Origin of the sequence: Chelativorans intermedius, assembly GCF_025398255.1 — a bacterium.
GTDB classification, from domain to species: domain Bacteria; phylum Pseudomonadota; class Alphaproteobacteria; order Rhizobiales; family Rhizobiaceae; genus Chelativorans; species Chelativorans intermedius.
The window spans coordinates 91,099-115,257 of record NZ_JAODNW010000003.1 but is presented as its reverse complement, the minus strand read 5'-3'; the positions used below and the strand labels follow the sequence as shown (position 1 = coordinate 115,257).

The following is a 24,159-nucleotide window of genomic DNA, read 5'->3' as shown; positions in this document are numbered from 1 at the left end:
CCACCCGGCCTCAAACGCCCTTCGGCGCCCCGATGCGAGCGCGATGCGGGGCGAACAGGCAGGCAAGCGCCAGGATGAGGCCGGAGACGGTGGCGATCATGCCGGCTGCGCTCACGGCGTTGTCGGCGCCCAGCCACAGCGGGCCGTAGCCGGCCAGCACATAGCCGAGGATGGCCGAAAGCGCGGCAAAGGCAACGCTCCACAGAACCTGCACCTCCAGCCGGTTGGTCATCAGACGGGCGGCCGCCGGCGGGCAGATGAACATGGCGATGACGATGATGGAGCCGACGGCGTCGAACGCCGCCACCGCCGCCACCGCCGCGGCAATGACGAGACCGAGGCTGACGGCCGCCGTGGGAATGCCGACGGCGCCGGCGAACCCTTCGTCGAAAGTGGACAGCTTGAGCGGCCGCCAGAAGAACGCGGTGAGAAGCGCAATCGCCGCCGCGGTGACGGCCATGCGCACCAGCTCGGGAGGAAGCGCGGCAAGCGCCACGGGGTCGGCAAGCGAATGCCAACCCTCGGCCTGGAACCAGATGAGGCTTTCCAGATTGCCGTAGAGGGCGTGCTGCACGTCGAGGTGGACGCCGCTCGTATCGCTCTGCTCCAGAAGCAGCACGCCCGCGGCAAAGAGCGAGGTGAAGGCCACGCCCATCGCCGCCCCGGGCTCGATGCGGCCCAGCCGCTTGATGGCCTCGATGAGGATGACGGCGACCACCGCCGCCCCCGCCGCCCCCAGAAGCATGGGCCACGTGGCAGTGACCCCGGTGACGAGAAAGGCAACCACGATGCCCGGCAGCACGACATGGCTGATGGCATCGCCGATCAGCGCCTGGCGCCTGAGAATGAGGAAATTGCCGGGCAATGCGCAGGCAATGGCCGCAAGGACGCCGATGAGGAGCGGCGTGAGGCTGAGCTGGACGAATTCCGCACCCATGGGAGATTCCCTCATATGGCCGGCGCCGGCGGCCCGAGCCGCCGGTCGAGCTCGGCGATCTCGTCGCGCGTGAGCACCGTTTCGATGGGCGTCAGGCCGTCATAGCGACCGGCGACGGCCTCGTCCTGATAGAGCCGGCGGGCGAGCGCCCAGCGCCTCTCGTCGCGCAAGGTCTTGGCGGCATGCGCCCTGCCCTTCTCGGTCGCTACCCCGTCCTGGCGGATAAGGCCCTCCCGGCGCAGCACCGCCAGCGTGAGCGGATCGAAGATCGCCTCCCCGTGGGCAAGCGCCAGAAGCCCCTGGCGCCGGTGCACACGCAACTGGAACTGGCGGCGGCGGATGACGGCAGCCAGCACGCCACGGCCCGGCGCCAGCAGAAGCGAAACCAGGAAGAAGGCGAAGCCGACGAGCACGATGATGGGGCCCGTGGGCAGGTTTGGCGCCGAGGCCGACAGCGCCGCCCCCAGATAGCCGGAAAGACCGCCGACGAGCCCGGCGATCAGGATCACGCGCTCCGAGCGTTCCGTCCAGAAGCGGGCGGTGACGGGAGGGATGATCAGCATGGCCACAATGAGGATGAGGCCGACGATCTTCAGCCCGATGACGGTGACGGCCATCACCAGCCCCATCATCGCGAGATCCATGCGCCGCACGTCGATGCCGGAGGAGGCGGAAAACTCGGGATCGAAGGCAACCAGCGTCATCGGCCGGCGGAACACCACGACAAAGGCGGCGGCAAGCGCTCCACCCACCGCGATGACCACGGCGTCCTGAAACAGCATTCCCGCCGTCGAGCCCAGAAGAAAGCTTTCCAACCCCGCCTGGTAGCCGCGCGTCATGGTCTGGATGATGGTGAGCAGCACGATGCCGAAGCCGAAGAACACGGAGAGCACCGCGCCGATGGCCACATCCTCGGCGAGCCGGGTGCGCCCGGCAATCCACTGTACGGCCAGAAGGCCGAGGCCGGCGGAAACGGCGGAGCCCAGCAGCAGGCCAGGCAGATTGCGCCCGTCGCCGCCGAGAGCGACCATGAGGATGAAGGCGATTCCCACCCCCGGCAGCGTCGCATGCGCCACGGCGTCGCTCACCAGCGCACGCTTGCGCAGGAAGAGAAAGGTGCCGCCGGCGCCCGCCGCCATGCCGAGCAGCGCCGCCCCGAGCGCCACCAGCGCGGCATTATAGCCGGCCTGGAGAAGCAGGGCGTCGAGAAAGAGGGCGAACATGGCTCAGGCAGCCGGCAGCTTGAGCTGGTCGATATGGGCGGTGGCCAGACGGCCGCCATAGGTCTTCTGCAGGTTTTCGGCGGTGAAGGTGCTGGCCACCGGCCCCTCGGCTATTCGGCGCACATTGATGAGCAGCACGTGGTCGAAATAGTCCGTCACCGTGGCGAGGTCGTGATGCACGCACACGACGGCGCGCTTCTCCGCCTTGAGCGCCTTGAGCACGTCGATGATGGCCCTTTCCGTGGCTGCATCGACGCCGGCGAAGGGCTCATCCAGCAGATACAGATCGGCATCCTGCGCCAATGCACGGGCTAGGAAGACACGCTGCTGCTGGCCACCGGAGAGGGCACCGATCTGACGTCCGGCGAACTCGGCCATGCCGACACGCTCCAGACAGGCAAGCGCCCGCTCGCGATGATGGCGGCGCACCAGGCCCAGAAGCCCGAGCTCGCGATAGAGCCCCATCAGCACCACGTCGATGACACGGGTGGGAAAATCCCAGTCCACCGAGGCACGCTGCGGCACATAGGCGATGCGGTGCATGACCTGCGCCAGCGGCACGCCGAACGCCAGCACGCGACCGGAAAGCCGAGGCACGATGCCGAGCGCCGCCTTGAGCAGGGTGGACTTGCCGGCACCGTTGGGGCCGATGATGGCGGTCATCGACCGGGCCGGCACCGTCGCGTCGACAGAGAAGACCGCCGGCTTCTCCCCATAGGAGACGGTGAGCCCGCGAATGGCCAGGGGGCTGTCGGCGGGAACGGGGCGGGCAAGCTGTTCGCCCGCCTCGCTGGCCAGTTCAAGGGCCGGGTTGCTCATGCTGCCGCTCCTCAGCTTCCCGCCGCCAGGCGGCCCTGCATGCCGCGCTCCGGCGCTTGGCCGCCGAGCGCCCGGGCGATGGTCGTCACATTGTGGTCGATCATGCCGACATAGGTGCCCTCATAGGAGCCGTTGGGGCCCATCGCATCGGAGAAGAGCTGGCCGCCGATCTCCACTTCCTGGCCCTTGGCCGCCGCACCCTCGACAAGGGCGCGCATGTTGCGGTCCGACACGGAAGACTCCACGAAGACGGCACCGATCCTGCGCTGCACCAGAAGGTCGACCAGCTCGGCAACGCGGTTGAGACCGGCCTCGCTCTCCGTGGAAATGCCCTGGATGCCGAGCACCTCGTACCCATAGGCACGGCCGAAATAGTTGAACGCGTCGTGCGCCGTCACCAGCACACGGCTTTCCTGCGGCACGGTGGCAAGAACCTGCTTCGCATAGGCCGAAAGACCGGCGATTTCCTCCAGGTGCTTCCCGGCATTGGCGCGGAAGGCCCGCTCGCCCTCCGGCCTTGCCTCGATCAGGGCATCGCGCACTCTCTCCACGACACCGGACCAAAGGTCAGGGTCCATCCAGACATGGGGATCGAACTTGTTGTTGTAGGTGTCATGGGCGAGCAGCACCTCGCGCGGCAGCGCCTCGGCAACGGCGACCACCGGCCGGCGATCGGCCAGCGCATGCATGAAATCCTCCATCTGCGCTTCCAGATAGAGCCCGTGCCAAAGCACCAGATCGGCCTGCATCATGGCAAGAATGTCGGTGCGTGTCTGTCGGTAGGCATGCGGGTCGACGCCCGGCCCCATGAGCGCCCGCACCTCGACCAGATCGCCGCCCACCTGCCGCGCGGCGTCGGCGATCATGCCGGTGGTCGCCACCACCTTGAGCGGCCCTTCGGCGCGCGCCGGCGGCGGCACGAGCGCCATCGCCGCTGGAAGCACGGCCAGCACCGCCAATGTCAACCGCCTCAGTCGATTCACCATGAAGGTCCCTCCCGCGCACGCGCAAAGCAATGTTGAAATCCATCCGTCGTCCGACCGCATGTAATGCAATTGCAAACGATTTGCAAGTAGAAGCTTCTCAAATGACGGATCGGGCGGGCTTTCCCGGTGCTGACGCAGCACGGCCATCCACCGATACCCGCCCGGCTTGTTCCTGCATAACGCCCGTCTTTCTGCGTCAAAGAAAACGTGATCCCGGCACCTATCGACATGGCCGGCAATTTGGTCCATTACGAAGACGTTTACGTTTACGGAATACTGTTTACGTATACATTTTCAGCCGACCCGGCTGCCGAGGACGTTCGCACGGGCGCATTTTCCCACCCGACGGACGGGCCGCTGAAGGCGCCGGCGAACATTGAACGGGCGGAGCCAACGGTCCCCCGGCGCTTTCCGTCCGTGCCACGAATAACGATGGCCCGGGAAAATCTTTTGAGAACCAGCAGATTGCCCGGCTATCCGGTTCCCGGGAGGGGGTTGTGGCTGCAAGGCTGTTTGCCACAACCCCTTTCCGCCGGATGCCTTCGCCTCGCAGCACCTGTGGCATCCCATGGGCGCAGGGTCGCCAACCCATGAATCCGGCGGAGCGCGGTTCGGGAGCCGGCTCCGCTTCCTGGCCCGGCCTCCGGCCTAGCCTTTCTCCGAGCGGCCATAGACATCGTCGAAGCGGACGATGTCGTCCTCGCCCAGATAGTCGCCCGTCTGCACCTCGATCAGCACCAGCGGCATGATGCCCGGGTTTTCCAGCCTGTGCCTGGCGCCGCAGGGGATATAGGTGGATTGATCGGTGATCAGCATCATCTCCTTGTCCCCGTTGACGACGCGGGCGGTGCCGGAGACGACGACCCAGTGCTCGGCCCTGTGGTGGTGCATCTGGAGGCTGAGGCGGGCACCGGGCTTCACCTCGATGCGCTTGATCTTGAAGCGCGGCCCCTCCTCCAGCACCGTATAGGAACCCCAGGGGCGGTAAACGGTGCGATGGATGCGGTGGAGCGGATTTCCCTCCCGCTTGAGCCGGTCGTAGAGCTGCCGCACCTCCTGCGCCCGCTCCTTGGTGGTCACCAGCAGGGCGTCGGGCGTGTCGGCGACGATCAGGTCTTCCACGCCGACAACACCGATCAGCCGATCGCTGCTGTGGATCACATTGCCGCGGGCGCCGATGGCCATGACGGGGCCGATCGTACGGTTTCCCTGCCCGTCATCCGCATACTGCTCGCCGAGAGCCGCCCAGGAACCGATGTCGTTCCAGCCGACATCGCAGGGCACCACCGAGACGTTGGGCGCCTTCTCCATCACTGCATAGTCGATGGAATTCGACGGCACCTTGGAAAAACGCTCCGCATCGAGCTCGATGCGCTCCACATCCTGCGGCCCGTCGATGCGGTGCGCCGCATCGAGGCTCTTGCGGCAGCCTTCGAGGATCTCCGGGCAAAGCGTCTCCATGAGCTGGATCATGGCCTGTGCCTGGAAGCAGAACATGCCGGAATTCCAGGAGAAGCGGCCACTTTCCAGATACTGGCGGGCCGTCTCGAGATCGGGCTTTTCCACGAAGCGCAGCACATCCGTGCCATCCGCCTCGATATAGCCATATCCCGTTTCCGGTCTGTCGGGCTTGATGCCGAAGGTGACGATGCGCCCCTTTCGCGCCAGTTTCTCGGCGCGCTCCACCGCCTCCGCCAGGGCCGGCACATCGGCGATGACATGGTCGGCGGGCAGGATGCACAGCACCGTCTCGCCGCCCAGCGCCGCTGCGGCTTCGAGGCAGGCCGCGGCAACCGCCGCCGCGGTGTTGCGGCCTTCCGGTTCGAGCAGGAAGCGGCGGCGGCCACAGTCCACACCGAGCTGGCGGTATTCGTCTTCGATGGCGAAGAAGAGCTCGCGGTTGGTGACGGTAATGACGTCGCGCGCGCCCGGCAGGGCAAGGGCGCGCAGAAGGGCGTGCTGGATGAGCGACCGCCCGTCGGCCAGCCGGATGAGCGGCTTGGGGTGGTTTTCCCGCGACAATGGCCAAAGACGGGAGCCCGCTCCGCCGCAGATGATGACCGGTACCACGCTCATTCAGCCCTCTACCCTTGCTTGCAGATCTCGCTTCGCTGGCTTTACGACATATCGCGTCCCAGTTAAAGGCGCCGGTCTTACGGCCGGCTTAACGACCGGTACTCAGTCCATCTTCAGCCGCGCCACCAGATTGCGCGCCGCCGAGAAGAACTCGCGATAGAGAATGACGGCGAAGATGAGCACCGTAATGACGATGCAGGCAAGGGGCGAGACGAACCAGGCGAACATGCCGAGGGTGAAATAGTAGGCGCGGATGCCCTGGTTGAAGTTGCGCGCACCCAGCGTATTGAGCGCCGCCATCACGAACACCTCTTCGGGGTCGCTCTTCTCCGCATGGTCGGCCGCCCCCAGCATGATGCAGAAGTGGTTGAACTGCCGAAGCGACAGGGTGAAAGAGAGGAAGGCGAGCACGAACATGACCAGGAGAACGGCCAGGTGCACCTCGACCTCGCGCTGGGTGGGCGCCTGATCCGGCCGCAATGCGGCGACCGCCTCCATCACCGAGCCGATCTGCCCGAAGACGGCGAACAGCGCCAGAATGATGAGCACCGTGGTGGACGCGAAGAAGGAGACGGCGCTCATCAGGTTGCCGGACAGAATCGCGTCGAGCGGCGTGTCGCGGCGCACGGCATTGGCCACCCAGCGCCGGCGCTGGGCGCCCATGATGATGGAAAGCGACGGCCGCACCACCTCGATGCGGCTGGCGAGCACGGTGTAGAAGAACCAGCAGATGAGCGGAAACAGGGAGCCGGCAAGCGTCACGTCGCTTCACTCCAGGGCGGGTTGAGATCGCCCCTTTCTATGCGCGCGCGGCACGCGGTGCAAATCCTCAAGGCTTTTTCCGCAACCGATGCTGCCGGGCCGCAAGCGGCATTCTGCCAAGGCCCGGCCTGTTTCGGAACGGCCCCGTTCAGCGCGGCGCAAGCGCCTCCTTCAGGGCATGCCAGGAGGCCTTGGGAGTGCGCTCCAGTGTCTGGAAATCGACATGCACGAGGCCGAAACGCTTCTCGTAGCCAAGCGCCCATTCGTAATTGTCCATCAACGACCAGACGAAATATCCCTTGAGCGGGATGCCGTCCTCTACGGCGCGGCGCACCTCCCCCAGATGCCGGTTGAGGAACTCGATCCGGTCGGGATCGTCCACCCTGCTCCCCTCGATGCGATCCGGCGAGGCCATGCCGTTCTCCGTGACATAGATGGGCAGGCCCCGGGCGTAGTCCTCGTGCACGCGGCGGATGAAGAAGGACAGGCCCTCGGGATAGATCTCCCAATCCATCAGCGTCTTGGGCAGCGGCCCCTCCACCTCCTTGAGCGCCGGAAACTGCCTGCTGCCATCGGGCGCGATGAGCTTGCGCGTGTAGTAGTTGATGCCCACCCAGTCGACGGGCGTCGCGATAACCTCGAAATCGTCCTGGTAGTTCACGGGCATGTGCGGGCCGAGGCCCGCAAGCACCTCCGCCGGATAGGCCCTCTTGAACACGCCGTCGAGGAACCAGCGATTGTAGATGCCGTCGTAAAGCCGCGCCGCAGCCTGCGCCTCGGGGCTGTCATCGGCCGGCGCGGCATACTCGAAATTGGTGACGATGCCCAGATTCTTCATGCCCAGCGCACGCATTGCCTGGAGCGAACGGCCATGGGCGAGCAGCACGTGGTGCATGGCGCGCGCCGCGGCGCGAATGTCGCGCAGCCCCGGCGCGTGAAGGCCCATGAAATGGCTGAGCCAGGCCACGCACCAGGGCTCGTTGATGGGTGCCGTGGCTGCCAGCCGATCGCCGAGGCGCCGGCCGACCACCTCCGTATACTCGGCGAACCACGATGCGATGTCGCGGTTGCGCCAGCCGCCGAGATCGGCGAGCGGTGCCGGCAGGTCCCAGTGGTAGAGCGTGGCGAAGGGCTCGATGCCGCGTTCCAGCATGCCGTCGACCAGGCGGTCGTAGAAGTCGAGCCCCTGCGGGTTGGGCTTGCCCCTGCCCTCGGGCAGCACGCGCGCCCAGGAGACGGAGAAGCGATAGCAGTCGAGGCCGGCATCGCTGACCAGGTCGAGGTCCTGCGGCCAGCGGTGATAGTGATCGCAGGCCACCGAGCCGTCCTCGCCCCGCGCGGTGTTGCCCGGTGTCGCCGCGAAGGTATCCCAATGCGAGGTGCCGCAGCCGCCGAAGCTCGACCCCTCGATCTGATAGCTCGACGCCGCGACGCCGAACTTGAAGCCGGGTGGGAAATCCGCGCGCTTGTAATCGATTACATCCCTGCTCGCTGTGCGCTCGCTCATGGACATGTCCTTCGCAACGTGGCCTGGCTGTCGGGTTTTCCGGGGCGTTACCAGCTTTTTGCCGCCGCGGAAAGAGGCGCACGCTGCCTTCGGCACGGTGCGGTGCTCCGGCCGATCACCAGTTCGGCCTCCCACAGCTCATGGCGCGGGCCCGTCTCGGGTGCCGCGATCTGCTCGAGGATCATCTCCGCCACCCGACGCCCGGCCTCGCGGATGGAAGAGCGCATGACGGTCAGAAACGGCACCTCCCGCGCCTTCGCCTCGCCGCCCGGCTGAAGGAAGGAGAGGCAGTCGTCGAAGGCGATGATGGAGACATCCGCACCCGGCCGCAGGCCGAGCTCGCCCAGCGCCCGCACCAGGCCCATCGCCGGCAGCACGCTGGAGACGAGAACGGCGGTCGGCGGGTTGGGGCCGGTGAACATCTGCCGCGCCACGCGGTAGCCATACGGCTCGACCATGTCTTCGCTGAAGACCAGCGCCGGGTCCCGCTCCAGCCCCCGCGCGGCAAGCGCCGATTCGTATCCCTGCCGCCGCCGATAGGCGAAGTTCATCGCCTCCAGCCCGTTGATGAGCGCGATGCGCCGATGCCCGAGATCGGCGAGGAAATCGGTGGCGCGGCTGAAGGCCCGCCGATTGTTGACGTCGAGCCAGGAGTAGTCGCCGCCGCCGTCGTCACAGCGGCCATGAACGACGAAGGGCAGGCCCAGCGACTTCAACAGCGGTATGCGTGGATCCCCGGTCAACGGCCCGTGCACGACAACCCCGTCGACCCGCCCGCGGCTTGCGAAATCGCGGTAGACATCGGTTTCCTGCGGCTGCGCCACGACGCGCAGCAGCATCTCGTAGCCGAACTGCGCATAGACCTCGCCCGCCCCGGCCAGGAAGTCGCAGAAATGCGGATTGATCATCATGTGCTCGGCCAGCGGCACCACATGGCCGATGGCACAGGCCCTGCCGGTGGCAAGGCTGGCCGCGCTGGCGCTCGGCCGGTAATTGAGCCGCCGCGCCGCCTCCACAACGCGCGCCCGCGTCTTCTCGTTGACCTCGGGAAACCCGTTGAGCGCGCGCGAAACCGTGGTCTGGGAAAGCCCCAGCACCTCCGAGAGCCTGCGAAGATTGATCGTATCGCGCGCCATCGCCGGACCGCCATCCCCTTCCCTTCAAAGCGCTTTGAACTATTTCGCACCGCTGCCGGCAAATCAAGCCTGCATATGACCCTCCGGCTTGCACGTGGGCCATCGGGATCGCACAACATATGATGGGAAAAGACAAAATCGTGCACCCGCCCAACGGGCATCTTGACTCGTGTTTTTCAAGGCACAATGCTAGAAACCCCAAAGCGCTTTGAGTTTTGGGCCATGTCTTTCAGGGAGCGGGGCGCCGCTCGAAAATCAATTTGTCGAGCCTTGGCCGAAGGCATAAGGCTGCGAGTGGAGGAAATGATGAGGAAACAGACCGTTGCCGGCGCCTGCGCGCTGGTGCTTTTCTGCAGCACCGCCATGGCGCAGAATCTGAAATTTGCACCCGGCGAGGACAGCCGCTTCAACTGGCAAAGCTTCGAGGACTTCGCTGCCCGGTACGACCTCTCCGGCCAGGAGATGACCCTTTTCGGCCCCTGGCTCGGCCCCGACAAGGAGCTGATCGAGTCGATCGTCGCCTATTTCGAGGAGGCGACGGGTGCCGATGTCGCCTATTCGGGCTCCGATTCCTTCGAGCAGCAGATCGTCATCGATGCACAAGCCGGCAGCGCCCCGAACGTGGCGGTGTTTCCGCAGCCCGGCCTGGCCGCCAACCTGGCCGCCCAGGGCTACCTGACCCCGCTCGGCGGGGAAACGGCGGACTGGCTGCGTGAGAACTATGCGGCCGGCCAGTCCTGGGTCGATCTGAGCACCTATCCCGACAAGGACGGCAATGCTCAGCTCTTCGCCTTCCCCTATAAGATCGACGTCAAGTCGCTCGTCTGGTACGTGCCGGAGAATTTCGAGGATGCCGGCTACGAAGTGCCGCAGACCATGGAAGAGCTGAAGGCGCTCACCGAGCAGATCGTCGCCGATGGTGGCACCCCCTGGTGCATCGGCCTCGGCTCCGGCGGCGCCACCGGCTGGCCGGCCACCGACTGGGTGGAGGACCTGATGCTGCGCACGCAGCCGCCGGAAGTCTATGACCAGTGGGTGACGAACGAGATCCCCTTCAACGACGAGCGGGTGGTCGCCGCCATCGAGGAGTTCGGCTGGTTCGCCAGGAACGACGACTTTGTCGCCGGCGGCGCCAAGGCCGTAGCCTCCACCGACTTCCGCGACAGCCCGGCGGGGCTCTTCTCCTTCCCGCCCGGATGCTACATGCACCGCCAGGCCTCCTTCATTCCCAGCTTCTTCCCCGAGGGGACCGAGCTTGGCGTGGATGCCGACTTCTTCTACTTCCCGCCCTATGGGGACAAGGATCTCGGCAATCCGGTTCTGGGTGCGGGTACGCTGTTTGCCATCACCGCGGATTCGGAGGCGGCGCGCGCCTTCATCGAGTTCCTGAAGACGCCGATCGCGCATGAACTGTGGATGGCGCAATCCGGTTTCCTCACCCCGTTCACCAAGGTGAACCCGGATGCCTACGCCAACGATGCGCTCAAGAAGCAGGGCGAAATCCTCACCAATGCCACCACCTTCCGCTTCGACGCATCCGATCTGATGCCCGGACGCATCGGCGCCGGTGCGTTCTGGACCGGCATGGTCGACTATGTAAGCGGCAAGTCCGCCGAGGAGGTGACTGGCGACATCCAGAGGGAGTGGGACGCCATCAAGTAGCTGCCCCGGCAGCGGCCGGACAGGCGCCCAGGCGGCGCCCGTCCGGCAGAAGAAAAACCGGGAAAGGCGGCCCGCCGCACCGCATTCCCTACAACCAAGCGAGAGCGGACCTCGCGGCACGAAGACGAAGCGTCCGCTCAGCCGGAGGGCTGAACAGTGGCAGTATCGACGACGGCGGGGCCATCGGCATCCGCATCCGAACTGGGATCGCTTTTCACAACCGCGCTCCTCACCCTCTTCATCATGGTTGCGGGCATCGTGGTCAGCGTGGCCTTCGCTGCCGGCGCCTACTTTCTCATCAGCCTTGTCCTGCCCGCCTACAAGCTGATCGGTGCGGTGGCGGTCATGGTGCTCGGCGTTGCGGCCTGCTTCGGCTATTTCTGGGGCTCCAACCGTATTCTCGACACCATCTATCCGGCGTCCGGCGCCAATATCGCGGCCAATCTGACCAAGGCGAACGCCATCCGCCCCTGGCTGTTCCTGGGCCCGGCGATCGTCATCCTGACGCTGTACCTGGTCTATCCCGTCATCAACTCCATCTGGCTGAGCTTTCACGGCCCCACCGGGCAGGCCTGGGTGGGCACGTCGAACTACGAATGGCTGGCGGCTGACGACGGCTTCCGCGAGAGCATGCGCAACAACATTCTCTGGCTCATCGTGGTGCCGGCCGCCGCCACCTTCTTCGGCCTGATCGCCGCGGCACTGACAGACCGCATCGCCTGGGGCAACATCGCCAAGAGCCTGATCTTCATGCCCATGGCGATTTCCTTCGTCGGCGCCAGCGTGATCTGGAAGTTCATCTACGACTATCGCCCGCCGGGCACCGAGCAGATCGGCGTTCTCAACGCCATCGTCACGAGCATGGGCGGCGAGCCGCAGGCCTGGCTCACCATTCCCCTGTGGAACAATTTCTTCCTGATGGTGGTGCTCATCTGGATTCAGACCGGCTTCGCCATGGTCATCCTTTCGGCTGCGCTGCGCGGCATTCCCGAGGAGACCATCGAGGCGGCGATCATCGACGGGGCATCGCCCTTCCAGATCTTCTACAAGATCAAGGTGCCGCAGATCTGGGGCACCATCGCCGTGGTGTGGACCACCATCACCATTCTCGTGCTGAAGATCTTCGACATCGTTCTGACGATGACCAACGGCCAGTGGGGCACCCAGGTTCTGGCCAACTACATGTTCGACTGGATGTTCCGCGGGCTCGATTTCGGCCGCGCCTCGACCATCGCCCTCATCATCATGATCATGGTCGTGCCGATCATGATCTGGAACATCCGCGAAGCACGAAAGGACATGAAATGAGCACGGCCGTCGGCAAGCGCCCTGCCCTGGTCTGGGCCGTCAACCTCACTGTCCTTCTGCTTGTGGTGATCTGGACGGTGCCCACCTTTGGCATTCTCATCTCTTCCTTGCGGGACAAGGATCAGATCGCCGTCAGCGGCTGGTGGACGGCCCTTTTCCCCTCCGAGCAGAACATCGTCGCGCGCACCGCGCCACCCGCCGATGCCGTGGAAGAAGACGGCCGGTGGGTGCTGCGCGGCAATGTCTTCGAGGGGGGATCGGGTCGCATCAGCGCCTTCGGGGTCTCCATCCAGCGGCCCTCGGAGTTCGAGCCCGGCACCCAGGCCGAGATGCGCGGCGGCGGCACGCTCACCGTGGACAAGAACGGCGACTATGTGCTCGCCTTCGAGGAGCAGCCCGAGGGCAGGCGCGGCGAGCGCATTTTCGTCACCTCGCTGGAGCCGCCGAAATTCACGCTCGACAACTACAGGACGGTGCTGTTCTCCGAGGGCATCGGCCAGAGCTTCATCAACACGCTGACGGTGACCATTCCGGCAACGGTGATCCCCATCCTCATTGCCGCCTATGCGGCCTACGCGCTTTCCTGGATGCAGTTTCCGGGCCGCGCTCTCTTGCTGGCGACGGTGGTGGGCCTGCTGGTCGTGCCGCTGCAGATGTCGCTCATCCCGCTCCTGCGGCTCTACAACGACGTCGGCATCGGCAAGTCCTATATCGGCATCTGGCTGGCGCACACGGGCTTCGGCCTGCCGCTCGCCATCTATCTTCTGCGCAACTACATCGCCGGCCTGCCGCGCGAGATCATCGAGAGCGCCAGGGTGGACGGTGCCTCGGATTTCGAGATCTTCAGGAAGATCGTGCTGCCCCTGTCATTCCCGGCGCTCGCCTCCTTCGCCATCTTCCAGTTCCTGTGGGTGTGGAACGACCTTCTGGTGGCGACCGTCTTCCTGGGCAACAACGAGGAGCAGCTCGTCATGACCGGCAGGCTGCGCGAGCTTCTGGGCTCGCGGGGCGGCAACTGGGAGATCCTCACGGCGTCGGCCTTCGTGGCCATCGTCGTGCCGATCATCGTCTTCTTTGCGTTGCAGCGCTATCTGGTGCGGGGCCTGCTCGCCGGCTCCGTCAAGGGGGGCTGAGACTGCATGGTGACAGCCGCGAGGGGCAAGCTTGCCTGTCGCCCACCGGCCGGACACGGCCGCGGCGGCAGGTGGAAGAAACACAGGCAGACCGCGCGCCACTTCGGGCGGCGGATCCTCACGAAACATGACCGCGGAGGAAAGTGATGGCCGGCGTTCTGATCAAGAACATCAAGAAGAGCTATGGGGCGACCGAGGTCATCCACGGCATCGACCTGGAGATCAAGACGGGCGAGTTCGTGGTGTTTGTCGGGCCGTCGGGCTGCGGCAAGTCGACGCTTCTGCGCATGATTGCCGGGCTCGAGAGCATCACCTCCGGCGACATGTATATCGGCGAGGAGCGGGTCAACGACATCCCGCCCTCCCAGCGTGGCATCGCCATGGTGTTCCAGTCCTACGCGCTCTATCCGCACATGAGCGTGTACGACAACATGGCCTTCGGCATGAAGATCGCCAAGGCGCCCAAGGCCGAGATTGAGAAGCGGGTGAAGGCGGCAGCGGAGATCCTGCAACTGACGCCCTATCTCGACCGCCTGCCGAAAGCGCTGTCGGGCGGCCAGCGCCAGCGCGTGGCCATCGGCCGCGCCATCGTGCGCGACCCGAAGGTCTTCCTCTTCGACGAACCCCTGTCGAACCTCGACGCGGCACTGCGCGTCGCCACGCGTATCGAGATCGCCAAGCTCAAGGAGTCGATGCCCGAATCGACGATGATCTACGTCACCCACGACCAGGTGGAGGCGATGACGCTGGCCGACCGCATCGTGGTGCTTTCGGCCGGGCATATCGAGCAGGTGGGCGCGCCCATCGAGCTCTACGAGAAGCCTGCCAACCTGTTCGTCGCCCAGTTCATCGGCTCCCCGGCCATGAACATCCAGCCGGCGAAGATCGACAAGACCGGCGAGAAGACGACCATCCGGCTGGGCAAGACGCGCGCCGACCTGCCCATTCCCTCCCCCGCCGAGATGGCGGGCAAGGAGGTGCGGCTCGGCGTTCGCCCGGAGGATCTCACCATCGCCACCAACGGCAACGGCCTGTTCGATGGGCGGGTGAACATTGTCGAGTCCCTCGGCGAGGTGACGAATGTCTATCTCGACGTCGAAAACGTGCCCGATCCGGTCATCGTGAAGCTGCCCGGCGTGCAGCGCTTCAACCGCGGCGAGACGGTTTCGCTGGCCGCCGATCCCGGCAAGCTGCACCTGTTCAACGAGTCCGGGCGGTCGCTGCTTTATCTGGACGGCGCGCAAGGGTGACGCAGCGCGCAGGGCGTGCTATGAGAGCGCCGACCGAAACGGGCGGCCACCGCGCCGCCCGAAACGCATTTGCTGCATCATGACCTTGACAGTAGACACATCCACGCCCGAAAGCCGCGCCCGGCTGCGGCCCGGCACTGCGGCGGAAAAGACATCGCTGATCGGCCTTTCGCGCGAGGCGCTGGGCGAAGCCCTTGCCTCCCTCGGCGTGCCGGAACGGCAGATCCGCATGCGCGTGCGCCAGCTCTGGCACTGGCTTTATGTGCGCGGCGTCTCGGATTTCTCGAAGATGTTCAACATCTCCAGGGAGCTGCGCGCCGCCCTGGATGAGCGTTTCACCATCGCCCGCCCGGAAATCGTCGAGGAGCAGATCTCCCAGGACGGCACGCGAAAGTGGCTCCTGCGCTTTCCCCCGCGCGGTGCCGGCCGGCCGGTGGAGGTGGAGACGGTCTACATCCCCGAGGAGGGCCGTGGCACGCTGTGCATCTCCTCCCAGGTGGGTTGCACGCTCACCTGCTCCTTCTGCCACACGGGCACGCAGAAGATGGTGCGCAACCTGACCGCCGGCGAGATTCTCGACCAGCTTCTTGTCGCCCGCGACCGGCTGGGCGATTTTCCCGATGCCGACACGCCCGACGGCGCAATCGTGCCCGCGGAAGGCCGCAAGGTGACGAACATCGTCATGATGGGCATGGGGGAGCCGCTCTACAATTTCGAGAACGTGAAGCAGGCGCTGCTGATTGCCTCCGACGGCGAGGGCCTGTCGCTTTCCAAGCGGCGCATTACGCTTTCCACCTCCGGCGTGGTACCGGAGATCTACCGCACGGGCGAGGAGATCGGCGTCATGCTCGCCATCTCGCTGCATGCCGTGCGCGACGAGTTGCGCGACGAGCTGGTGCCCATCAACAGGAAGTACCCGCTGAAGGAGCTTCTGGAGGCGTGCCGGGCCTATCCGGGTCTTTCAAACGCGCGACGCATCACCTTCGAATATGTGATGCTGAAGGGCATCAACGACTCGCTCGAGGATGCGCGCGCGCTCGTCCGCCTGCTGCGCGGCATTCCGGCCAAGATCAACCTCATCCCCTTCAATCCCTGGCCGGGCAGCGCCTATGAATGTTCGGACTGGGAGCAGATCGAGCGCTTTGCCGAAGTGATCAACCGCGCGGGCTACGCCTCTCCCATCCGCACTCCGCGTGGGCGCGACATCCTGGCTGCCTGCGGCCAGCTCAAGTCGGCCTCCGAACGGCTGAAGAAGGCCGAGCGGCTGAAGCTCGAAGCGATGATGATCGCCGGGCACGGGGGCGAGTAGGGCTTCGCCCGACGGGCAGCTTGCCCGACCGCCCGACCCGTCGCGCGGTGGGCGCCTTTCCTCCTACCGTGCCTGGGCCGTCAGGATTTTCAGCGCAAAGGCCGAAAAGACGCCGGCGAACAGATAGTCCACCACGCGCGTGACCCGCGGGCTCTTCTTCAAAAGCCGTGCGAAACCGTCGGCCGCCAGCACCATGGGCGCGGTGACCGGCAGGGCGAGCGGGATGAAGAGAAGACCGAGGAAAAGCAGCTTCGCCGAGGCATGCGGGTCGCTGGCCGAGACGAACTGCGGCAGGAACGTCATGAAGAACAGGATGATCTTCGGGTTGAGGAGATTGATGCCGAGGCCGGTCGCCCAGTTGCGGAACAGGGAGCGGCTGCCTCCTGCCTTCATCTCCGGCGAGAAGGCGGAACCATGGCGGATGGCCTGCCAGGCCAACCACACGAGATAGCCGGCGCCGAAGATCTTCAGGGCCAGGAAGGCCTCCGGCGACGCGACGATCAGCGCCGAAAGCCCCAGCGCCACCAGACAGGTGTGCACCAGAATGCCCGTCATGGCGCCGAACATGCAGGCAAAGCCGGCCGCCCGCCCCTGGCTCAGCGCGCGGCCGACGAACAACGTCATGTCCGGGCCGGGCGTGATCGCCAGAACGAAGGTGGCGGCTGCAAACTGCAGGATCACGGCGAGATCGGGCACGAAAACCATGATGCTTCCTTACACCCGAACGGCAGCGCCGGGAAGCCGGACGATCACGTTCGCTCGTCCGCGAAGATGTCGGGTTCGTTCTCGGCCACCCTCGCCCATTCTTCAGCCTGCCGATACAGGCTGCCATGTGGATCAAGCCGCCGGATAACCGTCTCCACATTCGCCGAAATGCCGCGCGACCGCAATTCGTCTCTCAGGGCGTCCATCGGAGACTTGCCGGCCGCAATGGCTTCCTTGTGTCCCCTTGCACCAAGCCTGTCGAGCAGATGTATCACCATCGCACCGCTGGAATAGAAACGCCCGAAGCCGAAATATTCCTTGATGCCGATCTCGGCCAACTCGACTTCCAGATCCTGATGGAGATTGTTCAGGTTATAGGTCGCCCCCATATCGCCGACAAGAAAAGCTTCCAGATAGCGCGCTGTCCCCTCGATCCGCTCCTGATGGTCGTCAATCGCCACCTGCACATCGCGCGCTCTCCGCTTTTCGCGAAGCGCCACCAACTCAGCACCCAGAATTTCCAGTTCTGATGTGGAACGAGCATCCTTCGTTTCAAGAAGGATCAGATCTTCAAGCCGAGACAAATAGATATTTTCTTCTCAAAAATCATCTGTTTCTTGAGAATCATCATCATGTGCATTTTCAAAATTATCAAGCTGATGGCGATGAAATGATTCATGAAAAACATACGCTATAAATTCCGGCCGATCTGTCTGAAGAAAAATATAATCGCTTTCTTGATCCAAACTCAAAACAAAAGTAGGGGCCCCGCCCAACTCCAGGCTGAACACGAAGTTTTCGATCTTCTTTAACTCGTCCTGAAACTTCAAATTCGTGATCTCGCTGGCGCGGCTGCCATCGGTCAGCGGACCCACATTCACCGACTGTCCCAACGCGGGAGGATTCGGATGATTCAGGGCCAGTGCCCTCACTGGATCGCCAGCAGCATTGCGGAAGACGATGAGGATTGGAATCTGCCGGATATCGAAACCCGGCCAAGCCGCGCTGCTGCGGGGACTGACACGTGCGAAGTTCGTCAGAAAGGCTCGTTGCTGCTGACTGACATTGGCCGTGCGATCGTCGGCTGCCTGTGGATCGGCAGGGCCGGCATTGGCCAGCGATGCAAACGTGAAGAAAACGAAGGCAGCAACTTTAAACTTCGAGAATATCATGGTTTCTCCATCTGCCCAGCAGGGCAACGCGCCAAGTTGAAGAAGCGCTCCAGGAGTTGGAGCAGCATGTCCACTTGCGTCTGATTTGTGGCCCTATTGAGCCCATCCATCGAGCCTGTACTCGCCGCCAGCCATGGCCAAGCCCCCCGCGAACGACCGAAGGCAAGGCGACGCCCTCCGCCCAAGGCCCGCAGATCTCCCCGCTGCCTGGCGAACGGGTGCAAAGGTGGAGTGCGGCTGTTATGGAGGCGGCGCACCGTGTCGAAAACGAATCGGGCTGGAATGGCGCGCGAACCCCTGCACCTGCTCAAGACCGTCTATGGCTATGATGCGTTCCGCGGCCGGCAGGCGGAGATCATCGACCATGCTATCGCCGGCGGCAACGCCTTCGTGCTCATGCCCACTGGTGGCGGCAAGTCCCTTTGTTACCAGATTCCGGCCCTCTGCCGGCCGGGAATGGGGCTTGTCGTCTCGCCGCTCATCGCGCTGATGGCCGATCAGGTGGCCGCCCTGCGCCAGGCCGGCGTGAAGGCCGCGGCGCTCAACTCCTCGCTTGCCCCGCAGGAACGCACCGCGATCTGGCAGGCCATGGAGAAGGGCGCGCTCGACCTCCTGTACGTGGCACCGGAAACGCTGTTGCGGCCGGCCTTTCTGGAGCGGCTGCGCGCCATGCGGCTGTCGCTCATCGCCATTGACGAGGCGCACTGCCTCTCCCAGTGGGGCCACGACTTCCGACCGGAATATCGCCGGCTCGACTGTCTGGCGGACCTCTTCCCCGACACGCCGCGCATGGCGCTGACGGCAACGGCCGACGCGCCCACCCGCGCCGAGATCGTCAGCCACCTCAAGATCGGCGTCGAGAACAGCTTCATTGCCGGCTTCGACCGTCCCAACATCCGCTATGCCATCGCGGAAAAGGATGCGCCACGACGGCAGATGCTCGCCTTTCTGGAGGCACACAAGGGCGACAGCGGCATCATCTACTGCCTGTCCAAGCGCAAGACCGAGGAGACCGCCGCCTTCCTGAACGAACGGGGCTACACCGCGCTTGCCTATCACGCCGGGCTCGACAAGGCCGTGCGCGATGCCAACCAGACGCGCTTTCAGCGCGAGGACGGCCTTGTGATGGTGGCCACCATCGCCTTCGGCATGGGCATCGACAAGCCGGACGTACGCTTTGTTCTGCATCTCGACCTGCCGGGCAGCATCGAAGCCTATTATCAGGAGACGGGACGGGCCGGCCGCGACGGGCTGCCGGCGGATGCCCTGATGCTTTATGGCTACGAAGACATCGCCCTTCGCCAGCGCTTTATCGACGAGTCGGACGCCCCCGAGCAGCGCAAGCGCATGGAGCGGCAGAAACTTGACGCACTTCTGGGCCTGACGGAGACCGGCCAGTGCCGTCGCCAGGTGCTGCTCAATTATTTCGGCGAGTCGCATGCGCCCTGCGGCAATTGCGACAACTGCGCCACGCCGCCCGAAATGTTCGATGGCTCCATCGCCGCGCAGAAGGCGCTGTCGTGCATCTACCGCACGGGCGAACGTTTCGGCCAAGCCTATATCGTTTCGGTTCTTCTGGGCGCCGAGGACGAGCGCATTTCCCGCTTCGGCCACGACCGCCTTTCCACCTACGGCATCGGCAAGGAGCACGATGCGCGCACCTGGCGCTCCATCCTGCGCCAGCTTGTCGCCCATGGGCTGGTGAATGTGGACCTGGCCGGCCATGGCGGGCTGTCGATCTCCGAACGCGGCCGCGACTTCCTGCGCGAAAAGCCCGCCTTGATGCTGCGCATACCCGCGCGCACGGGCGGGCGCCCCGCAAAGGCCGCCCCCCACGAGGTGGCGCGCGGCATCGCGCCCGCCGACCGCGCGCTCTTCGAGGCGCTGCGCGAGAAGCGATTGTCGATCGCCCGCGCCCAGAATCTGCCTCCCTATGTGATCTTCCACGACAAGACGCTGGTCGAGATGGCCGTGGTCCGCCCCAGAGACCGCAGGGCGCTTGAGGCGATTTCCGGCGTCGGCCATTCGAAGCTGGAGCGCTATGGCGCTGCCTTTCTGGATGTGATCGCCCGCCATTCTCCCTGACGGTTCCTCACGCAGCGGAAGCAGGCCTCACCCGGACATTGTCGATCAGCCGCGTCTCGCCGAGCCAGGCAGCGGCCAGCAGCCGGGCCGGCCGGTCGAGCCTTTCCATCGGCGCAAGATCTGCCTCCGAGCGCACCTCCAGATACTCCACCCGCGCAAAGCCCGCGGCCAGGATGGCCTCCTCCGCCTCGGCCAGCGCCTGCGAGAAGGCGGCACCGGCGCCAAGTTGCCCGGCGGCGCGGAAGAGGCTTTCCGCCAGCTTCGGCGCCATCTGCCGTTCCTGCGCCGTCAGGCGGACGTTGCGCGAGGAAAGCGCCAGGCCGTCGGCCTCGCGCACCGTCGGGCAGGCGATGATCTCGATGGGAATGTCGAGATCGCGGGCGAGGCGGCGCACGACATGGAGCTGCTGAAAATCCTTCTCGCCAAAGAAGGCGAGATCCGCACCCGTCTGCAGGAAGAGTTTGGCGACAACGGTCGCCACGCCGTCGAAATGGCCCGGCCTGTGGGCCCCGCACAGACCTTCGCTGACACCCGCCACGGAGACCGTGGTGGCAAAGCCCGGCGGATACATTTCCCCCACATCGGGCGCGTAGAGGAGGTGGGCTCCAAGCGGCGCCAGCTTCGCCGCATCCTCCCTTTCCGTGCGTGGATAGGCGGCGAGATCGGCCGGATTGTTGAACTGCCGCGGATTGACGAAGAGCGTCACGATCACCCGGTCCGCCTGTTCGAGCGCGGCACGCACCAGGCTTAAATGCCCCTCGTGCAGCGCGCCCATGGTGGGCACCACGGCGACGCGCGCGCCCCCCTGCCGCCAGCTTGCCACGCGCGCCCGCAAGGCTGCGACGGTGCGCAGGATGGGAACGCTCATGCCGCACCCCCATCGCCCGCCTGCGAGAAGACGTGCTCGCCAGCGGGAAAACGCCGTGCGCGAACATCGTCCGCATAGGCCGCGATCGCCGCTTCCGCCGCCGCGCCGAGCTCGGCATAGCGCTTGACGAATTTCGGCCGGAACGCGGTGAACATGCCAAGCATGTCGTCAATCACCAGAATCTGCCCGTCGCAGGCGCTGGAAGCGCCGATGCCGATGGTGGGTACGGCAATCTCGCCGGTGATGCGGCGGGCAAGCGGCTCCGGCACTTTCTCGAGCACCACCGAAAAGGCCCCCGCTTCCGCCACCGCCGCCGCGTCGCGGCGCACTCTTTCACCATCCGCGCCCCGGCCCTGCACGTGATAGCCTCCCAGACTGTTCACCGCCTGCGGGGTGAGCCCGACATGCGCCATCACCGGAATACCACGCGCACAAAGGAAGCGGATGGTGGGCGCCATCGCCTCCCCGCCCTCCAGCTTCACCGCTGCACAGCCCGTTTCCGCCATCAGCCGCGCGGCGTTGCGGAAGGCCTGCTCGGGCCCCTCCTCATAGGTGCCGAAAGGCATGTCGACCACCATCAGCGCCCGCTCCAGCCCACGGCGCACCGCCTTGCCATGCAGGATCATCATCTCCAGCGTGACACCCAGCGTGGTGGGCAGGCCATGCAGCACCATGCCGAGACTGTCCCCCACCAGCACGATGTCGCAATGGGCGTCGGCAAGCCTCGCCATGGGCGTGGTATAGGCCGTCAGGCAGACCAGCGGCGCGCCCGACTTCCGCGCTGCCACCTGCGGCGGGGCGAGCCCCGCTTTCCTTGCCGCCGCGCTCATGGCCCTTTCCTCCTTCCCGTCAACCACCTCGCGGTCGCATATGACACATTTTTGTGCAGATGCGAAGAAGTTGCGAAGCCTGCGCCAGGAAGCCGGTTTCGCAATCCATCCGCGGCTCGGGGATCCCGCATGGCGCGGCGCCATGCCGAAAACCGGGCGCCCTGCCCCGCGCCGTTTCAGCCGCGCGCCAGCGCCAGAGGCAGGCCGGAAATCAATGCCTTGACATGGCGCTTTGCCTGGAAGTGGCCGTTCAGCGAAACGCGCGGCAAGAGGGCGGGCTGCCTCAGGCAGTCGGCCGAGAGGACACCGGGCCGGGTCGTGACCGCGACGGGAAAGCCCGCCTCGCGCACAGCCTGCGCCTCGCGCGCGCCCGCTGCCCTCGCCCAGCCATAGGGATAGGCGAAGGATCGTGCCCTGCGCCCGGCATAGCGCGCCACCGCGCGTGCCGAGCCTTCCACCTCGCAGCGCAGCCGCTCGGCACCGACACGGCGCAGATTGACATGGCTCAGCGTGTGCGCACCGAAATGGGCGAGCGGGTCCTCCGCCAGCGCCCGGATTTCCGACTCGCCCATGACGAGCTGATCGACGATGGCCATGGGATCGACCCCCGCCCTGCGCGCCGCCTGGTCGATGCGCGCCACCGCCTCGTCCTCGTCGATGGCGCCGACCAGCGCCTCCAGCCGCGCGAAGGCTGCCCGTTTCTGCGCCAGGGTGGCGGTCTCCACCCGTTCCGGGCCCGCGCCGAAATCGAGAATTATCGCGCTCGCCCTTTCCAGCAGGGCGGCGGCCGTCTCCCACCAGATGGTGCGCTGTCGCTCGACGAAGCCGCCGGTGAGGAAGATGGTATAGGGCACGGCATGCCTGCGGAAGACGGGCGCGGCAAATGCAGCATTGTCGCGGTACCCATCGTCGAGCGTGAAGACCACGAAGCGGCGCCTGTCCGCGGGATCGGCCAGAAGGGCCGGCAGCTCGTGCAGATGGACCGGAACGAGACCGCATTCGCGTGCCGCAAGAACGGCCTGCTCCAGAAAGCCGGGCGTGACGGTGAGACCGGCATTGGGCCGAAAGCGCCTCCTTTCCGCCGGCGCCACGTGGTGCAGGGTGAAGATCACACCGCGTCCGCCGAGGCCGGGCAGCAGGGCATGGGTGCGAAAGAGAGCCGACGCTTCGAGCCCGGCGCGGATGATTGCGTATTTGAGCCGCTCGCGCAGGAAGGACGGAGCGGGCAGCCCCGACGCCGCACGCCGCGCCGACGGCAGACTGGCGGACCCGGCCGCGACATGGCTTTCCGGCATGTGCTGTTCCCCCGTGTCCGACCGCCTCCCGGTTCCCATGATCCGAGCGATAGGACAAAAACCTTTCGAGCCGGTTTCGCTGCCGGCCTCAGCCCGCCATCCATGGCAGGCTGTGCAGATCGACATTGCCGCCGGTCAGGATGACGCCCACGCGCCGGCCGGAAAAGAGAGGGCGATTGGCCAGTATGGCGGCCAGCGCCACGGCGCTGGAGGGCTCCACCACGATCTTCATGCGCTCCCAGATGAGGCGCATGGCCGCAACGATCTCATCTTCCTCCGCCAGAAGCACGTCCTCCACGCCGGTGGAGACGAAATGCCAGGTGAGCGCCTTGAGCGAGGCCCGCAGCCCGTCGGCCACCGTCTGTGGCGCATCCTCCACGATGAGCCGGCCCGCCTTTCTGGAGCGACAGGCATCGTCGGCGTTCGACGGCTCGGCGGCATAGACCTTGATGTCCGGCGCAAGGCCCGACGCGGCAAGACAGCAGCCGGAGATGAGACCGCCGCCTCCGATGGGCGCGACGATGGCGTCCAGCGCCCCCAGATCCTCGATGATCTCCTTGGCGCAGGTTCCCTGACCGGCGATCACCCGCGCATCGTTATAGGGATGCACGACCTCCGCCCCGGTTTCCGCTACGACCCTGGCAAGCGCGGCCTCGCGCGCCGCCATGCCGGGCGCGCACTCCACCACGGTCCCGCCATAGCCGCGCACGGCCGCCTTCTTGGCCTCCAGCGCCGTCTCCGGCATGACCACCGTCACCGCGATGCCGCGCTTCGCCGCGGCATAGCACAGCGCCTGGGCATGGTTGCCCGATGAGTGTGTGGCCACGCCGGCCCGCGCCTGCGCCTCATTCAGGCCAAACACGGCGTTCGCCGCGCCACGCGCCTTGAAGGCGCCAGCCTTCTGGAAGTTCTCGCATTTGAAGAACAGGCTGGCGCCGGCAAGACCGTCGAAGAAGCTGCTTGTAAGAATGGGCGTGCGGTGGATGTGGCCAGCAATGCGCGCATGGGCGCGCCGCACGTCGTCATAAGCGGGCAGGTCCATCTGAAGCGGTTCCCTCCAGGCTGTGCAAACGAGGCAAGGCTGCCCCCCGCCCCT

21 protein-coding genes are annotated in these 24,159 nt (G+C 65.6%); 6 read left to right on the top strand and 15 right to left on the bottom strand.

What is annotated here, in order from left to right:
• Nucleotides 1-10 precede the first annotated feature (10 nt).
• From NYR58_RS04495 to NYR58_RS04460, 8 genes are all read right to left on the bottom strand, one after another.
• Nucleotides 11-937 carry a metal ABC transporter permease gene (locus tag NYR58_RS04495; RefSeq protein WP_261519282.1) on the bottom strand — a complete coding sequence of 309 codons (927 nt, stop codon included), beginning with the start codon at nt 935-937 and terminating at the stop codon, nt 11-13.
• A gap of 11 nt (nt 938-948) precedes the next feature.
• Entirely contained in the window at nt 949-2,160 is a 1,212-nt protein-coding gene (locus tag NYR58_RS04490) for a metal ABC transporter permease (protein ID WP_261519281.1), read from the bottom strand.
• Nucleotides 2,161-2,163: 3 nt separating this feature from the next.
• Nucleotides 2,164-2,979 (bottom strand): metal ABC transporter ATP-binding protein, encoded by an 816-nt coding sequence (locus NYR58_RS04485; protein WP_261519280.1) that lies wholly within the window; start codon nt 2,977-2,979, stop codon nt 2,164-2,166.
• A gap of 11 nt (nt 2,980-2,990) precedes the next feature.
• Nucleotides 2,991-3,965, bottom strand: a complete 975-nt coding sequence (locus tag NYR58_RS04480) for a metal ABC transporter solute-binding protein, Zn/Mn family (RefSeq protein ID WP_261519279.1) — start codon at nt 3,963-3,965, stop codon at nt 2,991-2,993.
• A 648-nt stretch (nt 3,966-4,613) separates the two neighbouring features.
• Nucleotides 4,614-6,041, bottom strand: a complete 1,428-nt coding sequence (locus NYR58_RS04475) for a mannose-1-phosphate guanylyltransferase/mannose-6-phosphate isomerase (RefSeq protein WP_261519278.1) — start codon at nt 6,039-6,041, stop codon at nt 4,614-4,616.
• 102 nt (nt 6,042-6,143) lie between these two features.
• The gene (locus tag NYR58_RS04470) at nt 6,144-6,803 is read right to left on the bottom strand and encodes a DUF599 domain-containing protein (RefSeq protein WP_261519277.1); all 660 of its coding nucleotides are present in this window, start codon (nt 6,801-6,803) and stop codon (nt 6,144-6,146) included.
• A 148-nt stretch (nt 6,804-6,951) separates the two neighbouring features.
• Nucleotides 6,952-8,310, bottom strand: coding sequence for a GH1 family beta-glucosidase (locus NYR58_RS04465; RefSeq protein ID WP_261519276.1), 1,359 nt, complete (start codon nt 8,308-8,310; stop codon nt 6,952-6,954).
• A 47-nt stretch (nt 8,311-8,357) separates the two neighbouring features.
• The gene (locus NYR58_RS04460; protein WP_261519275.1) at nt 8,358-9,446 is read right to left on the bottom strand and encodes a substrate-binding domain-containing protein; all 1,089 of its coding nucleotides are present in this window, start codon (nt 9,444-9,446) and stop codon (nt 8,358-8,360) included.
• A 306-nt stretch (nt 9,447-9,752) separates the two neighbouring features.
• Between NYR58_RS04460 and NYR58_RS04455 the strand changes: the two genes are divergently transcribed.
• The 5 genes from NYR58_RS04455 (at nt 9,753) to rlmN (ending at nt 16,108) form a co-directional block, all read left to right on the top strand.
• The gene (locus NYR58_RS04455) at nt 9,753-11,108 is read left to right on the top strand and encodes an ABC transporter substrate-binding protein (protein ID WP_261519274.1); all 1,356 of its coding nucleotides are present in this window, start codon (nt 9,753-9,755) and stop codon (nt 11,106-11,108) included.
• Between the two features lie 345 nt (nt 11,109-11,453).
• Nucleotides 11,454-12,416 (top strand): carbohydrate ABC transporter permease, encoded by a 963-nt coding sequence (locus NYR58_RS04450; protein ID WP_261519443.1) that lies wholly within the window; start codon nt 11,454-11,456, stop codon nt 12,414-12,416.
• Entirely contained in the window at nt 12,413-13,549 is a 1,137-nt protein-coding gene (locus NYR58_RS04445; protein WP_261519273.1) for a carbohydrate ABC transporter permease, read from the top strand. Before NYR58_RS04450 ends, NYR58_RS04445 begins: the two co-directional genes overlap by 4 nt.
• A 146-nt stretch (nt 13,550-13,695) precedes the next feature.
• Entirely contained in the window at nt 13,696-14,799 is a 1,104-nt protein-coding gene (locus NYR58_RS04440; protein ID WP_261519272.1) for an ABC transporter ATP-binding protein, read from the top strand.
• A 79-nt stretch (nt 14,800-14,878) separates the two neighbouring features.
• The gene (rlmN, locus tag NYR58_RS04435) at nt 14,879-16,108 is read left to right on the top strand and encodes a 23S rRNA (adenine(2503)-C(2))-methyltransferase RlmN (protein ID WP_261519271.1); all 1,230 of its coding nucleotides are present in this window, start codon (nt 14,879-14,881) and stop codon (nt 16,106-16,108) included.
• Between the two features lie 63 nt (nt 16,109-16,171).
• On the opposite strand, the gene NYR58_RS04430 is transcribed toward rlmN, so the two are convergent.
• The 3 genes from NYR58_RS04430 to NYR58_RS04420 are packed head-to-tail and all read right to left on the bottom strand — an operon-like array spanning nt 16,172 to nt 17,985.
• Nucleotides 16,172-16,813 (bottom strand): LysE family translocator, encoded by a 642-nt coding sequence (locus NYR58_RS04430; protein WP_261519270.1) that lies wholly within the window; start codon nt 16,811-16,813, stop codon nt 16,172-16,174.
• Between the two features lie 44 nt (nt 16,814-16,857).
• Entirely contained in the window at nt 16,858-17,397 is a 540-nt protein-coding gene (locus NYR58_RS04425) for a hypothetical protein (protein ID WP_261519269.1), read from the bottom strand.
• A 15-nt stretch (nt 17,398-17,412) separates the two neighbouring features.
• Entirely contained in the window at nt 17,413-17,985 is a 573-nt protein-coding gene (locus NYR58_RS04420) for a hypothetical protein (RefSeq protein ID WP_261519268.1), read from the bottom strand.
• A gap of 282 nt (nt 17,986-18,267) precedes the next feature.
• On the opposite strand from NYR58_RS04420, the gene recQ reads away from it, so the two are divergent.
• Nucleotides 18,268-20,070, top strand: coding sequence for a DNA helicase RecQ (gene recQ, locus NYR58_RS04415; protein WP_261519442.1), 1,803 nt, complete (start codon nt 18,268-18,270; stop codon nt 20,068-20,070).
• A 7-nt stretch (nt 20,071-20,077) separates the two neighbouring features.
• Here the strand turns inward: recQ and panC are convergent, their stop codons facing one another.
• From panC to bhcB, 4 genes are all read right to left on the bottom strand, one after another.
• Nucleotides 20,078-20,938, bottom strand: coding sequence for a pantoate--beta-alanine ligase (gene panC, locus NYR58_RS04410; RefSeq protein WP_261519267.1), 861 nt, complete (start codon nt 20,936-20,938; stop codon nt 20,078-20,080).
• Nucleotides 20,935-21,768, bottom strand: coding sequence for a 3-methyl-2-oxobutanoate hydroxymethyltransferase (gene panB, locus NYR58_RS04405; protein ID WP_261519266.1), 834 nt, complete (start codon nt 21,766-21,768; stop codon nt 20,935-20,937). Before panB ends, panC begins: the two co-directional genes overlap by 4 nt.
• Before the next feature lie 176 nt (nt 21,769-21,944).
• Nucleotides 21,945-23,063, bottom strand: a complete 1,119-nt coding sequence (locus NYR58_RS04400) for a polysaccharide deacetylase family protein (RefSeq protein WP_261519265.1) — start codon at nt 23,061-23,063, stop codon at nt 21,945-21,947.
• An 88-nt stretch (nt 23,064-23,151) separates the two neighbouring features.
• A complete protein-coding gene (gene bhcB / locus NYR58_RS04395; protein WP_261519264.1) occupies nt 23,152-24,105 on the bottom strand; it encodes a beta-hydroxyaspartate dehydratase BhcB in 954 nt (317 codons plus the stop codon).
• Between the last annotated feature and the right edge of the window lie 54 nt (nt 24,106-24,159).

What these genes read in the sequence shown, in the direction of transcription:
- NYR58_RS04495 (WP_261519282.1), bottom strand. Translation starts at nt 937, where the DNA reads ATGGGTGCGGAATTCGTCCAGCTCAGCCTCACGCCGCTCCTCATCGGC.
- NYR58_RS04490 (WP_261519281.1), bottom strand. Translation starts at nt 2,160, where the DNA reads ATGTTCGCCCTCTTTCTCGACGCCCTGCTTCTCCAGGCCGGCTATAAT.
- NYR58_RS04485 (WP_261519280.1), bottom strand. Translation starts at nt 2,979, where the DNA reads ATGAGCAACCCGGCCCTTGAACTGGCCAGCGAGGCGGGCGAACAGCTT.
- NYR58_RS04480 (WP_261519279.1), bottom strand. Translation starts at nt 3,965, where the DNA reads ATGGTGAATCGACTGAGGCGGTTGACATTGGCGGTGCTGGCCGTGCTT.
- NYR58_RS04475 (WP_261519278.1), bottom strand. Translation starts at nt 6,041, where the DNA reads ATGAGCGTGGTACCGGTCATCATCTGCGGCGGAGCGGGCTCCCGTCTT.
- NYR58_RS04465 (WP_261519276.1), bottom strand. Translation starts at nt 8,310, where the DNA reads ATGAGCGAGCGCACAGCGAGCAGGGATGTAATCGATTACAAGCGCGCG.
- NYR58_RS04460 (WP_261519275.1), bottom strand. Translation starts at nt 9,446, where the DNA reads ATGGCGCGCGATACGATCAATCTTCGCAGGCTCTCGGAGGTGCTGGGG.
- NYR58_RS04455 (WP_261519274.1), top strand. Translation starts at nt 9,753, where the DNA reads ATGAGGAAACAGACCGTTGCCGGCGCCTGCGCGCTGGTGCTTTTCTGC.
- NYR58_RS04450 (WP_261519443.1), top strand. Translation starts at nt 11,454, where the DNA reads ATGGTGCTCGGCGTTGCGGCCTGCTTCGGCTATTTCTGGGGCTCCAAC.
- NYR58_RS04445 (WP_261519273.1), top strand. Translation starts at nt 12,413, where the DNA reads ATGAGCACGGCCGTCGGCAAGCGCCCTGCCCTGGTCTGGGCCGTCAAC.
- NYR58_RS04440 (WP_261519272.1), top strand. Translation starts at nt 13,696, where the DNA reads ATGGCCGGCGTTCTGATCAAGAACATCAAGAAGAGCTATGGGGCGACC.
- rlmN (WP_261519271.1), top strand. Translation starts at nt 14,879, where the DNA reads ATGACCTTGACAGTAGACACATCCACGCCCGAAAGCCGCGCCCGGCTG.
- NYR58_RS04430 (WP_261519270.1), bottom strand. Translation starts at nt 16,813, where the DNA reads ATGGTTTTCGTGCCCGATCTCGCCGTGATCCTGCAGTTTGCAGCCGCC.
- NYR58_RS04420 (WP_261519268.1), bottom strand. Translation starts at nt 17,985, where the DNA reads ATGATATTCTCGAAGTTTAAAGTTGCTGCCTTCGTTTTCTTCACGTTT.
- recQ (WP_261519442.1), top strand. Translation starts at nt 18,268, where the DNA reads ATGGCGCGCGAACCCCTGCACCTGCTCAAGACCGTCTATGGCTATGAT.
- panC (WP_261519267.1), bottom strand. Translation starts at nt 20,938, where the DNA reads ATGAGCGTTCCCATCCTGCGCACCGTCGCAGCCTTGCGGGCGCGCGTG.
- panB (WP_261519266.1), bottom strand. Translation starts at nt 21,768, where the DNA reads ATGAGCGCGGCGGCAAGGAAAGCGGGGCTCGCCCCGCCGCAGGTGGCA.
- NYR58_RS04400 (WP_261519265.1), bottom strand. Translation starts at nt 23,063, where the DNA reads ATGCCGGAAAGCCATGTCGCGGCCGGGTCCGCCAGTCTGCCGTCGGCG.
- bhcB (WP_261519264.1), bottom strand. Translation starts at nt 24,105, where the DNA reads ATGGACCTGCCCGCTTATGACGACGTGCGGCGCGCCCATGCGCGCATT.